The sequence below is a fragment of the Saccharomonospora sp. NB11 genome (assembly GCF_015910535.1).
Lineage (GTDB): Bacteria > Actinomycetota > Actinomycetes > Mycobacteriales > Pseudonocardiaceae > Saccharomonospora.
Window position 1 is genome coordinate 1 of sequence record NZ_JACBJG010000002.1, and the last position, 13,501, is coordinate 13,501.

Sequence of the window (13,501 nt, forward strand, 5' to 3'; positions counted from 1 at the left end):
CCAACCGGTTCAACGCGTCATAGCGGTAATCGGTCCCACCATCGGCGACCAACTCGTCGAACGCGTTGAACTCCACCAACGTCGACACACCACCGGCCGTGCGCGACGCCAACGTCCCCCGCGGCGTGTAGGAGTAGTCGGTCCCCGCCTTCGACAACAACCGGTTCCGCTCGTCGAACACCGCCGAAACCGGACCATCACGGGTCAGGTTCCCCGCCGCGTCCCACTCATAGGTGTGCACCGCATCGCCGTCGTCCCACGACACCAACCGACCCGCACGGTCATAGCCGTAAACGTTCTCCGCCGCACCAGCAAGGCCCTCGGTGTGCTTGACGACCAAATGGTCCTCGTCGTCCCACTCGTAAGTGATCGACGTGGTCTCCACGCCGTCAGGCCCCAGCACGGTGTCGGACGCAATGCGACCCAGCTCGTCGTATCCATACGTCCGCGTCGCGGCGCCGACGCCGTATCCGACGCCGGTAACGCGCCCGGCCTCGTCGTAGTCGTAGCCCAGCGTCGCGCCCGTGGCTGCGTCGAGGGCGGTGGCGAGCCTGCCCGCCGCGTCGTAGGAGAACGAACTCGTACCGGCCGACGTGGTGACACTGGTTGGCAGACCGTCGGCGTCGTAGGTGAAGCTCGACTCCCCCGACGGTCCCGAAGCCGTGACGAGGTTGCCGCGGTCGTCGTAGGTGAAGGTGTTCTCGCCGTTCCGCGCCGACGCCGACACCATCCGCCCCGCCGGGTCGTAGGTGAACACCCGGTCCTGCGTCACCACGCTCGCCCCGCTGCCGACCTGCTTGACGAGGTTGCCCTGCGGGTCGTAGCTGTGGGAGATCGTCACCCCGCCGGGCTTACGCAGCTCCGCCAGCCGCCCCGCCGCGTCGTAGCTCGCCGTGTAGGTGCGGTCGGCCGCCTCCGGGGTCTGCTCGGTGGCCGGTTCGATCGTCGACTCGGCCATGTTCCACGCGTTGACGGTGAACACCGTGGTGTTGCCGTTGCCGTCGGTGGCGCGGGTGATGTTGCCCGCCCGGTCGTAGCCGTAGCTCGTGGTGATCGACTCGTTGTCCGACACCGGACGCGTGATCGACGTGACCTGGTTCAGCGCGTCGTAGGTGTAGGTGGTGGCGGAACCCAGCGCGTCCGTCACCCGAGTCGCGTTGCCCGCCCGGTCGTAGGCGAACTCCCGAGTGCGCTCCACCGTGCCGTCAGGGCCGAGATCCGACACCGCCAGCTGACGTCCCGCTCGGTCGTAGTCGATCTCGCTGCCTCGTCCGGTGGCGTCCGTGCTCGACAACAGACGACCTGCGCCGTCGTAGGCGCTCCTGATGGTGTTGCCCAAGCCATCGGTGACGGTCAGTTCGTTGCCGAGATCGTCGTAGGTGGTCTCGACGACACGACCGCCCGGGCTGGTGACGGTGGCGACGTTGTCCAGCTCGTCGTAGGTGTAACGAGTGGTGAGGATGCGCGTCGGTTCCGGAACCTTCTCCACCACGGTGCTCGTGATCTGCCTGCCGAGCTTGTCGTAGGTGGCGTGGGTTTGCGTGCCTCGCGGATCGCTCGTGGACAGAACCTCGCCCAGCGGGTCGTACGTCGCGATCCACGTGCCGCCGGCCTGACCGTGCAGCGCGGGCGGATCGGTGACCCGCCGTTGGTTACCGAGCTCGTCGTAACCGTAGGTGGTGGTCTGTCCGAGTGCGTCCGTACTCGCGACCACACGTCCTGCCGCGTCGTAGTCCAGCGCGGACGTGGCAGTGATCGGTTCGTCCCCGCCGGGAGGCAGGTACTCCGGTTGGCGGAGCTCGATCGGTCGTCCGGCGCGGTCGTAGCTGGTGTGCGTGACGTTGCCACGCGGGTCCTTCAGCTCCGTTTCCTCGCCGAAGGCGTTGTAGCCCACCGTGGTGACGGGGGTGGCGGTCACCGCGTGGTTGCCGTGCGACTCCGCCTCCACCGGCGGCGCGACCTGGGTAACCTGCCTGCCGAATGCGTCGTAGGTGAAGCGGGTGGTGAACGCCTCCGGGTCTGCTCCGGTCGCCGTCCCACGCGGATCGACCACCGACCGTACGAGACCGGCCTCGTCGCGGTGGGTCAGGGTGAGCAGCGACTCGGACCCGGTGTGCACGGTGCGACCGGTCTCCCGGCCGAGTTCGTCGTGAGTGAACTCCACGTCGCTGTGCACGGAGCCGTCCGCGTCGCGGCCGATGACGCGCGTGACGTTGTCGGCGTCGTCGTAGGTGGTCTCCTCCTCACGCAGCACGTCGTCGCCTTCGCGGTCGGTGCGTCGCACCGGCCGGTCGGCGTTGTCGTAGACGGTGGTGGAGGAGAACCGGCCCTCGCCGTGAGCGTGGGTGTCGACCTGTCCCGTACCGGTGTAGGTGTACGTGGAGAGTTCGACGTCGCGTGTCTCGCCCGTGCTCGGATCGGTGTAGTCGAGCAGTGTCTCCGAGGCGAGCAGGTCGTCGTCGTAGTACGTGTACGCGGTGGTGCGGCCCATCGCGTCGGTGACGCTGGCCAGCCGGCCCGCCGGGTCGTAGGCGCGGGACTCCAGAACCACGTCCCGCGCTGGCTGTCCGTCGCCGGTGAAGCCCTTCACCGTGCGAGTCGCCAACTGGTGACGAGCCTTGGTGTAGGTGGTGAGGAACTCGGTACCCACCGGGTCCACGGTCCGCACCACCGCACCGAAGTCGTCGTACTCCGTGGTGGTCACACCGCCCTCGGGGTCGGTGACGGTGTGCACGCGGCCGTGCTCGTCGTAGGTGTAGGTGGTGGTGCGGGCGGGATCGTGGCCGGCCACGTCGGACAGCGTCGTGGACGCCAGCGTGCCGTCCGGGTTGTAGACGTTCGTGGTGCGCTGCTGGTGTTCGGCTCCGGTCACGGCGTTGGTGGTGGCCGGGTCGGTCTGCTCCACGAGTCGTGAGGCGCCGTCGTAGCGGTAGGTGGTGGTCGCCGAGCCCTCCGGCAACGCGGCCGAGTTGACGGTCTCCGAGATCACCCTGCCGAGGCCGTCATGGGCGTACTCGGTGACCATGCCCGCAGGGTCGGTGAGGCGCGCGAGGTCACCGGCGCTGGTGTAGGCGTAGCGGGTGACGTTGCCCGCCGGGTCGGTGGTGGTTTCGAGCAACCACGCCGGCTGTGTTCCGCCGCCGACGGCGGGTTCGGATCCATCGGTGTAGGTGTGGGAGGTCGTGCGCTGCAGACCGCCCGTGGCACCTGGTTGCAGGACCGACGAGACGAGCCCGTTGCCGTGCAGGACGTAACGGGTGGCGTACCGGTCGTCCGAGTCCGACGTGGACCGGGCGTCCCGCGCGAACGTGACGCTGTCGTTTCGCGGGTCCAGCGGGTCGTCGGGGTTGACGAAGTACTCCCGGTAGTTGGTGTAGCAGGCTTCGCTGCTCTCGTCCCGGCACCGGGTCGTGGACAGCCGGTTGCCGCGCTCGTCGTTGACGTAGGTGACCGCGTGGCCGTTCTCGTCCACGATTCGGCGGACGAAGCCGCCCTTGTCGTACTCGTACAGCGTCGTGCCCGCGCCCTGGAGCGTCACCGACATGACACGACCGCCGCGCGTGGGGTCGTAGCTGTAGACCGTTTCCTGGCCGGCCGGATCGGTGGTCAGCACCTTGGTGGAGGCAGTGCTGGCCGAGTAATGCGCGGCGATGCTCGCCGAATCCAGCGGCCGCTGGTAGACAGCCACTTCGCCGATCGACCCGTCGAAGTAGGCCCAGTCGCGCTCCCCGATGTTGGGCCAGGGGAGGTTGGCTGTCCATCCGGTACCGACGAACGCGTGTGCCCGGTAGTTCAGGATCTCGCCGTCCTGGTGATCGACCAGGTTGCCGTCGAGGTAAAGCCACTGGCGTGTGCGGTCGGCCGAGAGCACGGCATGGTGCCATTCGCCGTCGTTGACCGACTCGGTGGAGACGATTCCCTTGACCGAGTTGTTCCAGAAGTGTCCGTAGAGTTTGCCGTCCGTGCCCACATAGAGGACCGGCATGGAGCCGCCGGACGTCGCCGCCCCGGGTCGGTGATCAGCGATCGAGAAGAGCACACCACCGTCGGCCGACGTCGTCTTGAACCACAACTCCACCGCGAGACGTTGCCGACCGTGGATTTCGTTGTCAGGCAGGCTCAGATAGCTCGAGATTCCGTCGAAGTCTGCGGCGTGCCCGCCGCGCATCACCGGGTCGGCGCCGAGCGACACGTTGTGATAGGTGCCGACCATCGTCGCCGCATCGGCTTCGGCATGCCGGGCTGTGTCGCCGTCTTCCAGTCCCCATCGGCTGTGTGGCCGACTGGCGCGCACAGCATCGACGTAGGTGGCGCGGTCAGCTTGTGCGGAGTGGTGAGCAGCGACCCGCTCGGGGTCCATCGCGTGGTGGTACACCGCCACCTGGGCGATCGACCCGTCGAAATGAGCCCAATCGCGGCTGCCGATCGCAGGCCAGGAGTGGTTCGGTGTCCAACCGGTGCCGACGAAGGTATGCGTCCGATGGTTCGAGATCGTTCCGGAGAGCGAACCGATCGGGCTCCCGTCGAGATAGAGCGTCTGGGTGTCAACGTTGCCGGTGAGCACCGCATGGTGCCACTCGCCGTCGTTGACGGTGTCCGTGCTCTCGATTCCAGCGACGCTTCCCTGCCAGAAGTGCCCGTGGAGCTTGCCGTCCGTGCCCACGTACAGCACCGGCATCGACCCACCCGACGACGGTTCACCGGGCTGGTGATCCGCGATGGAGAGCAACACCCCGCCGTTGTCCGAGGTCGTCTTGAACCACAACTCCACCGAGAGCCGACGAGCGCCATGAAGGGTGTCGTCGGGCAGCTGCACATAGCTGTCGGTCCCGTCGAATGTCCGTGAGAAGCTGTTCGGGAAGGGGCCAGCACCTCGCCCACCACTGCCTCGGTGGTAGGCGCCCCGTCGCATGTTCGAATTCGACCGTGCGTCACTGCCTTCGGTCTCGGACATCCGCCAGTAACTGGCGGGCGTTGAATCCCGCACTGCCGAGGCGTACCGGAAACCGTCGCCTTCGACGGTGGGCGTGCCGTAGGTCCGGGTGCCGCCATTGTCGTCGACGTAGGTGGTGACGCGGTCGGCGATCTCGTGGTACGTCAGTTCAGCCTCGACCGCGCCGGAAGGGCGGGTGGTCTTCGTGAGGCGATCGGAGGCGGTGTCGGCGGCGTAGTGCTCGGCCACCACGACGGGATCGAGCGGGTGTTGGTAGAACGCCGCTTCTGCGATGACTCCGTCGAAGTAACTCCACGGCCCTGATGGCTTGGCGGGCCAAGCGCGGTCGTCGACCGCCCCCACACCGAGGAAGTTGTGCGGGTCCATGTTGACGAGCTCGCCGGCCAGCGAACCGACCGCCGTGCCGTCGAGATAGAGGGTCTGGGTGTCGAAGGCACCCGTGAGCACGACGTGGTGCCACAGACCGTCGTTCACCGCACCGGCACTGACCATGCCTTCGGTCTGGTCGTTCCAGAAATGACCGTGCAGCTTGCCGTCGGTACCCACGTACAGAACCGGCATCGACCCCTTCGGGTCGACCTCGTCCGGCGTGTTGTGGCTCGTCGAGAACAGCACACCACCCGTGGTAGAGGTCGTCTTGAACCACAGCTCCACCGAGGCGTAGGCGGAGTTGCGCACCAGATCGTCCGGAAGCTGAACGTAGCTGGTGGATCCGTCGAACACCGCTGCTGTCGCCGAGGTACCGGCCAACGGCCCGGTCTCCTGGCCCAATCCGACTTCCCTGGCAGTGCCGTCGAGGCTTCCCCAGAACCCGGGAACCTCGCTGGCAAGGGTGGGGCCCTCGGTTTCGGTCAGGCGCCAGTAGGCGTGCGGGTTCGCGTCCTGGACCACTGTCGGATAGTGCGAACCGCTGCCGTAGTCGTAACGCGTGCAGGCGTCCGTGGGGTCGCACACGGACACGAGACGATCGCCGTCGTAGGTGTACGTCCACGTCGACGAGGAGTCCGGCTCGGTCCGCACCTCGACCACATGACCATCGGCCCAAGTGAAGTGCAGTGCGCGACCTGACGCGACGTCGGTGGCCCTTTCCAGGGTGCCATCTGTCCTGTAGGTCGTCTCCTGGACGTGCCCGGCCGCATCGGTGATCGAGACGATCCTGCCGTCCGCGTCGAAGGAGTACCTGTCCCCGTTCTTGAACCGGAGCAGCCAACCGTCCTCCTCGGACACGAGGCTGAGGCCCTGCCCCGGTGGCGCGGCGTAGCTTCCGTCCGAGTTCCGACCGAACCGTGCCTGCCTCCCGTCGGGGTAGGTGAGCAGCACGACGTCCGTGCCCTCCTCGGACCGCACCCGCGTGTCCCAACGGGTCGCCCATCCCGACCCGAACGCGAGCTCTTCCCTCGGATCCAGGCTGTTATAGGTTCGCGTCACCGACAGTTCCGGCCCGGGCACCGACAGGACGGCATCCGTGACCTGGGTCGAATAGTTGCCCACACCAGGATCGACACCGTTGGTCGAGGCGAGATGGCTGGTGATCGCGGGCTGCGGGACGCGCGTCGACAGGTAGGTCGGAAGCGTCCACGGGCTCGGCTCCTCGGTGTCGCTGATCTGACCGTGCCAGACGTAGGTCTCGCTCCACTCCAGTGTGCCTTCCGGCACCGTCCAACGCGGCGTGCTCTGCCAACCCGACTCCGTGCAGTCGGCACCGGAGTCGGTACAGATCTTGAAGTTGTACCGGAGGTCCTTACCGGGATGGTTGTCACGATCCCGACCCTTCACAGCCAAGGTCGGTGTGAGGGTGGTCGCGTTGAAGTTGCTCGGAGGTGACGCCGACTCGATCATCGGAGTCTGGTTGGGTACGGAGAAGACGACGCGCTTCGACATCGGCACGTCGTGCCAGGAGAAGCGTGTCTTTCCCCGAAGTCCCATGTCCCAGTGCACCGAGTACGTGCCCGGCGGTAGCGCCTTGACGCGCGCATCGACGGTGACAGACTGGCCCGGGGCCACGTTGCGGGGCATGGTGGTCCACCGCCCACTCGTTGTACGGCAGTTCGTTGCCCTCGGCGTCCCAGATGCGGTAACCGAGCTCGTAACCGTTCGTGGGTGTCCACGTGTCCTTGCCCGCGTTCTTCACAGTCACGCGCATGATGCCGTCGTCTGTGGTGCTCACCGGCGAGATCAGGTCTCCCACCTGGTACGTCGCCCAATACGGGGTGGAGGTCACCTCCAGGTAAGGCGCATTGGCGGAAGCGACGCTCGCGAACTTCTTCCACGCCTTCGAATCCGTGGTGGAAGCGCGGACGGCGAGACCATGGTTCGGCTTCCCGTGCGTCCACCCGTGCAGCAGATCGCGGCCCTTCTCACCGAGATCGATCGTGACCCACCGAGAGGAGCAGGCGGAACTGTGGCCATACGCGAAGGACTTCTCGGCGATCGAGGAACCGTACGAGGGCCCGGGATACGACTTCTTACCGCTGACCGACCAGGACTGTGTGACCGGATGAACCGTCACCTTGCGAGCGTCAAGTCACACGAGTACGACCAGGCCGAGTACATACGCAGTTTCGCGCCCAGCACGTAGTGCCCTGACAGCTGCGAGGAGATGGAGTCGAACTTGAGGTAGGCCGCCGCGACGTTTCCACCGCCGTTGTACGTCCCCACGCTCAGAAGCGGATCGCCCGAATAGTCGGCATCGAAGCCCGACATCACGTAGGTGGAACCGTTCGCGTTCTTCGACACAGTCGGATCCACCACGACCGGGAAAACCCGTTCGGGGTCCGCCAACCAATCCTCGTCGACTCGGACGCGCAGAATCGTCCCGTCCGCATCTTCCACGAGTTCGTAGGAGACGTCTCGTGATCGAGCGCCCTCGCCGATGTTCGGATCGACGTTCGCGTCCTCCATGAAGCCCGGCGGGATCACACCCTGCACGGTGCCGTCCGCGGCTCGCAACACCACGGCCCCGTCGTCGATTTCAGCGTTCAAGCCATCGAGGTGCAGAGGGAAGTCCCAGACCGTGGGGGCGTCCGGTGATTTGAGGACGATGGCTTCCTTCGCTCCTGCCGGAGTCGCCTCGACGTGGAGGTCCGCATCCGGTCGGATCTCGGCATACACGACCTCACTGCCCTCGACCTCGCCGCGGACCGGGTCGGCGTCCGCGACCCCGAATCCGAACGAATGCCCGTCGAGTTCCACGGTCGCGAGCGCATCGGCTCCCGCGGAGGCGGCGAAACGCTTCACGTCCGAGTCGGCACGGGTGCGCCAGCCGCTCTCGTCCGAGACAAGGGTGGTGTCGATTTTGGTCCAGCCGCCCGTAGTGCGGTAGAACTGCCTTCCCTCATAGGCGCGAAGCGTTCGGGTACCGTCGGCGTTCGCGAAGACCTGCAGGTCGGGCTTACTTTCCTCGACCAGCAGTCGGCTCGTGGCCGGATCGAAGCCTTCGGGATCTCCCGGCACATCGGCTTCGCGCACCTCCACAGTGGTTTCGCGAAGCGGCGCGGCGGTGAGGCCGTGTTCTGGGTCCCGTTGATCGGGGGCTACGCCGTCGGCAGGTTGTGATGCGTGCTCACCGACCTCGACGGTCGACCTTGTGGACTCGGCGGACACCGCGTGGCTGTGTCCCTCCGCCGATCCCCATTCCTGCTCGGGAAGTTGCCCCTCAGCCGCCCCGATCCCGTTACTCCACGGCAACGCGACGACCAGCCCGGCCGCGACCACGATGACCACGAACACGGTCAACAAGCGCAGCGCAGCGGACACCGATCGGCGAACCATGCGAAACCCCCTGACAGCAACGAGCGCAGGGGACCGCCAGGCTTGGTTTCCCGCCGACGTGATCACCCGGTGCCCGACAAACGAGCCAAAACGCTCGGAAAAGTAATCACGGCATCTACCGCACACAAGAGACGGTGATCACGATGCACTGAAGCGTCACGGCACCGATGCGCAGTCGAGATAGAACGCGACGGAGAGCAACACCGCGCGAAGGACAAGACTCCGGACGAGGGACAGAGAACCTCCGACCCAGACACACAAGCGACTCCACGTGATCATCGCCTTCGCGGGAGGAGCGCGAGGTGACGCAACGTTCTCAATCCCGCTTACTCACCCGCGCGATTCTTCGCTCGTGGTCGGTATCTGCGACCAGCGCGGGCACCGAGCACACGGATCCCCCTCCGGGTTGGCCGTCGGCACTGCCCACGCCCGCCAGCGGCGCTGTGCTTTCCCTGCAGCCAGGCCACGACCGAATTGGGGAGCGCCATGGTGGCCGACAATGCCGTTGGCACCGAGCCGGTCGACGACATCGTCCTGTCCCGGCAGGGCTTCGGCACGACCCTGTCCCTCGATTTCACCGTCACCACCGGCGTCGCGTGACACGTGGACGGTCCGCCGTGGCTGGTCGCCATGCTGAATGCTCACGTCCGCCGTGCTGCTGCTGGTCAGGCCGAACACCAGTGGGTCGTTCAGCACGTCCGACCTCCAAGCCCACCTCGATCCGGGGACTGCGTGAGCGGAGTCCGCACGGCTGTCCACGACCGCCTTCCCAGCTCGTGCTAGCGCGCGAGCCGAACACCGTTCGTTCGCAGGGGGGACGGTGTCCTGATCGAGAATCGCGCCCGGGTAGGGCAGCCGCCTCGGCGGCACGCCCCCGGGCCGGTGCTCGAAATGCCACCACTCGTTGTCGTAGGTGCGGTAGAGGTCGTAGCGGGCACCGTGTTCTTCCAGCCATCGCGCCCCCTGTTTCGGCCGGACGTCGAGCGCGACGCCCTTGACGTGACTGGATTCCCCTGGTGGGAGGACGAGCAGCCGCGCCGACGCGGCTGAGCCGGACCTGCGCACCTCCTCGTCGAACAGCCTCTGCTGAACGGACGGCTCGCGGTGCCCGGAGGTGAGGCCGAGGAGTCGACCGTGACGCCACAGCGCATCGGTGCGGGCGGAGTCGAACGCCGCCCTGGCGCCGGGAGTCAGGCCGGTCAGATCCTCCGCCGGGAACCGCAGACGCAGGGCCCAGGCGCACGCCAGCTCGCGGGCACGTCCTGGGCGGGACAGGAACGCCACCGGCAACAGCAGCACCGCGAGGGAAACGGTGACCATCGCGAACACCCGGTCTCGGCAGCGCCGCATCCGTGATTCGTTCATGACACCCACCGTCGGCGGCGGATGTTCGCGTGTTGCCCTCCGCGTGTCACAACTGTGCGACAAGGCGAGCCCCGGCCGCGGTCGTGACACGACCATGACACAGTCCGGACGCAGCCGGGACATCGCCTGATCATGCTGGCTCAGGTGGTGATGCAGAGCCCGCCGCGGCATCGACTGGGCGGAATCGTCCGATGTCCGAAGCGATCGTCGATCTCGACGCCATCGCGCACAACGCCGAATTGATCGCCCACCGCAGCGGTCCGGCCGCCGTCATGGCTGTGGTGAAGGCCGACGCGTTCGGACACGGCATGATCGAGGTCGCCCGGACGGTGCTCGCGCACGGGGCGAGCTGGCTCGGCGTCGCGACCGCGCAGGAGGCCCTCCGACTCAGCTGCCGGTATCACGGCGCCGGTGTTGAGCTGGTTGCACGGCGTGGGTACGGACTTCCGCAGCCCCATCCGCGCGGACGTCGATCTGTCGGTGTCGTCGGTCGCGCACGTGAACGCGATCGCCGCCTGCGCCGCCGATCTCGGCCGGACCGCGAGCGTCCATTTGAAACTCGACACCGGCCTGAGCAGGGGTGGCGCCCCGGAGCGGCAGTGGCCCGCGCTGGTGCGGGCCGCGAGGAACCTGGAACGGCACGGGCTGGTGCGGGTGCGCGGTGTCTGGTCCCACCTGATCAGCGCCGACGATCCCGACTCCGCCCACACGTCCGCGCAGCTCGCACGCTTCGATCACGCGGTGGCGTTCGCGCGCGAGGCCGGTCTCGACCCCGAGCTGCGCCATGTGGCGAACTCCGCGGCCGCGCTGAACTCGCCCCGATCGGCCTACGAGCTCGTCCGTCCCGGCATCGGGCTCTACGGCGTGGAGCCCGTGGCCGGGCGGAGGTTCGGACTGCGGGCGGCGTTGACGCTGCGCGGGCACATCCTGCTGGTCAAGGACGTGCCCGCGGGCACCGGCGTGTCCTACGGGCACGACTACGCCACGCCGCGCGACGGCCGTCTCGCCCTCGTTCCGCTCGGCTACGCGGACGGCGTGCCACGGTTGGCCGGCGGTCGGGCACAGGTGCGTATCGGAGGCCGGCGCCGTCCCATCGCCGGGCGGATCGCGATGGACCAGTTCGTCGTCGACCTCGGTGCGCTCGCCGCGCAGCCGGGTGACGACGTGGTGCTGCTCGCTCCGGAACAGCACGGAGGACCGACCGTGGACGAGTGGGCGCAGTGGGCGCGCACGCTGCCCCACGAGATCTTCACGGGCATCGGCGATCGGGTGCCGCGCCGCTACCTCGGCGGAGCAGCAGCCCACACCAGCACTGAGGGGAACACCGTTGTCTGACAGAGGGAAAGTTCGCGTCGCCGTCGTGTTCGGTGGCAGGAACAGCGAGCACGACGTGTCCTGCGCGTCCGCGGCGAGCATCCTGTCTCATCTCGACCGCACCCGCTACGAGGTGGTGCCTGTCAAGATCGAGACCGACGGGACCTGGATCGTGGGCGTCGACGCTCCCGAAGCACTCCGCACCGACGGTGCGCGTGCGCTCGCCGACTTCAGCGAGACGTTCGGCTCCGCGAAGGTGGCCGCCCTCCACGGCATCCCTCAGGCGTTCGACCGGCTCGCCGACGTCGACGTCGTCTTCCCCGCGCTTCACGGCAGGTACGGCGAGGACGGAAGTCTGCAATCACTGCTGGAGTTCTTCGGCCTGCCGTTCGTCGGCAACGGCATCCTGCCCAGTGCCATCGGGGTGACTCCACCCACCGCTAAAGCGGCGGGCTTCCTCCGGTGCTGCTCAAGCAGCGTCGGAGAGGGCCAGCCCGGCCCTGGTTGCGATGTTGATCGCCGCGTTGACGTCGGCGTTCGCTGCGTGCCCGCAGCGTCCGCAGACGAACTCGGCTTGACTAACGCGGTTCTCCTTGGCGACGTGCCCGCATTCGGCACACGTGCGGGAGGTGTTGCGGGCGTCTACCCGGATCACGTGGCGACCGGCGCTTTCAGCCTTGCCTGCCAGGATCCCGAGGAACTGCCCCCAACCCGCGTCGAGGATCGACCGATTCAGACCGGACTTAGCCGTCGCCCCGTTGGGCAGGAACACACCGGGCTGATCCGAATCTGCTTTCGGTTTCGCAGCGGCGGTCATGCCGCTGATGTTGAGGTCTTCGTGCGCGATCACGTCGTGGGCGCGTACGAGCGCGAGTGCGGTCTTGTGGTGGTGGTCCAACCGCTGGCGGCGGACCTTGGCGTGCAGCTTGCCGACCCTGCGCGCGGACTGTCTGTGCTTCTTGGTGCGCAGCGACTTCCGGACACGTTTCGGGAACGCGTCCAGCGCGCGCTGCGCTTCGGCGAGTTCGTCAGCAGCGCGTCGGGCGTGCCGGGGGTTGGCGAAGCGCTCGCCGTCGCTGGTGGTCGCGAAGTGTTCGACACCCATGTCGATGCCGACGGCCCGGCCGGTTGCGGGAAGCGGCTCAGCGGGCACGTCGTCGCAGGACAGGACGACGAACCACCGGTTCGCCTCGCGCTTGACGCTGACCGTCTTCACCCGACCCTGCACCGGACGATGCTGGTGCACGCGGACGTGGCCGACGCCTTGCAGGCGCACGCGGACCTGGGTGTCGTGCGGGGTGGAGTTCCACCGGCACCCGTCGCCGTCTTTCGGGAAGTCGACGGTGTCAAAGTGCCCTTTGCCCTTGAACCTTGGGTATCCGGGTTCGTCGCCGTTGCGGATGCGGCGGAAGAACGCCTCGAACGCCTTATTCAACCGGCGCAGAGTCGCCTGCTGCGACGAGAACGACCACCGGCCTTGTCCGTCAGGGTCTGCGGTTCGGATGTCTTTGAGCTGTGCGGACTGGTCGCCGTAGCGAACGCTGGTCTTCGACGGGTGCGCGTAGGCGTCGCGGCGTTCCTGCAACGCGGCGTTGTACAGGTCGCAGTGGTCGGCCAGCATCGCCCGCATCGCCTGCTGCTGCTTGCTGGTCGGGCGGAGAAGGAACTTGTACGAGCGACGCACGGCTACACCCGCTCCCACTGGGTATCTATGTACCGCCGCACGGTCTCGGCGCTGACCGAGCCGACCGAAGCGGCGAAGTACGACGACGACCACAACGTCGGAAGCCGCGACTTGAGGTGCGGGAACTCCTCACGCAGCACCCGTGAAGTAAACCCCTTGAACTGGTTCGCCACGTACGAGGCAGACGACTTCGGGTCGTGCTTGACGAACAAATGCACGTGGTCGGGCATGACCTCCAGGGCCACGACTGTCCAGCCGCGCTCGTTGGCTTTCTCCCGGATCAGCTCGTCCAGACGTTCCGCAACCCGGCCACCGAGGACCCGGCGGCGGTACTTCGGGCACCACACCACGTGCAGCCCGAGGTCGTACACGCCACCGGAGAACCGGCGGACTTTCCTGGTCGCAGACACAGC

Annotated in this window: 5 protein-coding genes and 3 pseudogenes; 2 read left to right on the forward strand and 6 right to left on the reverse strand. The window is 67.3% G+C overall.

Annotated features, from left to right (window positions below; translation table 11 throughout):
• The 4 genes and pseudogenes from JAV51_RS02310 to vanY-N all read right to left on the reverse strand — a co-directional run.
• Positions 1 to 6,730 (reverse strand): LamG-like jellyroll fold domain-containing protein (locus JAV51_RS02310; RefSeq protein ID WP_307845731.1); only part of this gene is annotated, 6,730 nt, incomplete at its 3' end.
• Positions 6,711 to 7,463 (reverse strand): DNRLRE domain-containing protein, encoded by a 753-nt coding sequence (locus JAV51_RS02315; protein ID WP_197318932.1) that lies wholly within the window; start codon positions 7,461 to 7,463, stop codon positions 6,711 to 6,713. The genes JAV51_RS02310 and JAV51_RS02315, both read right to left, overlap by 20 nt.
• On the reverse strand, positions 7,460 to 8,710 hold the full coding sequence (locus tag JAV51_RS02320; RefSeq protein WP_197318933.1) for a hypothetical protein: 1,251 nt from the start codon (positions 8,708 to 8,710) through the stop codon (positions 7,460 to 7,462). The genes JAV51_RS02315 and JAV51_RS02320 overlap by 4 nt, the downstream gene beginning before the upstream one ends.
• 794 nt (positions 8,711 to 9,504) lie before the next feature.
• Positions 9,505 to 10,090, reverse strand: a pseudogene (gene vanY-N, locus JAV51_RS02325) (D,D-peptidase/D,D-carboxypeptidase VanY-N).
• A gap of 191 nt (positions 10,091 to 10,281) precedes the next feature.
• On the opposite strand from vanY-N, the pseudogene alr reads away from it, so the two are divergent.
• Together alr and JAV51_RS20520 are read left to right on the forward strand one after the other, a co-directional pair.
• Positions 10,282 to 11,425 (forward strand): annotated as a pseudogene (alr, locus tag JAV51_RS02330) (alanine racemase).
• Positions 11,426 to 11,450: 25 nt separating this feature from the next.
• A pseudogene (locus JAV51_RS20520) lies at positions 11,451 to 11,789 on the forward strand (D-alanine--D-alanine ligase); the annotation flags it as partial.
• A gap of 84 nt (positions 11,790 to 11,873) precedes the next feature.
• Here the strand turns inward: JAV51_RS20520 and JAV51_RS02340 are convergent.
• Together JAV51_RS02340 and tnpA are read right to left on the reverse strand one after the other, a co-directional pair.
• Positions 11,874 to 13,088: an RNA-guided endonuclease TnpB family protein gene (locus JAV51_RS02340; RefSeq protein ID WP_005438021.1), complete on the reverse strand. Its 1,215-nt coding sequence runs from the start codon at positions 13,086 to 13,088 to the stop codon at positions 11,874 to 11,876.
• A 2-nt stretch (positions 13,089 to 13,090) separates the two neighbouring features.
• Positions 13,091 to 13,498 (reverse strand): IS200/IS605 family transposase, encoded by a 408-nt coding sequence (gene tnpA / locus JAV51_RS02345; RefSeq protein WP_005438020.1) that lies wholly within the window; start codon positions 13,496 to 13,498, stop codon positions 13,091 to 13,093.
• Between the last annotated feature and the right edge of the window lie 3 nt (positions 13,499 to 13,501).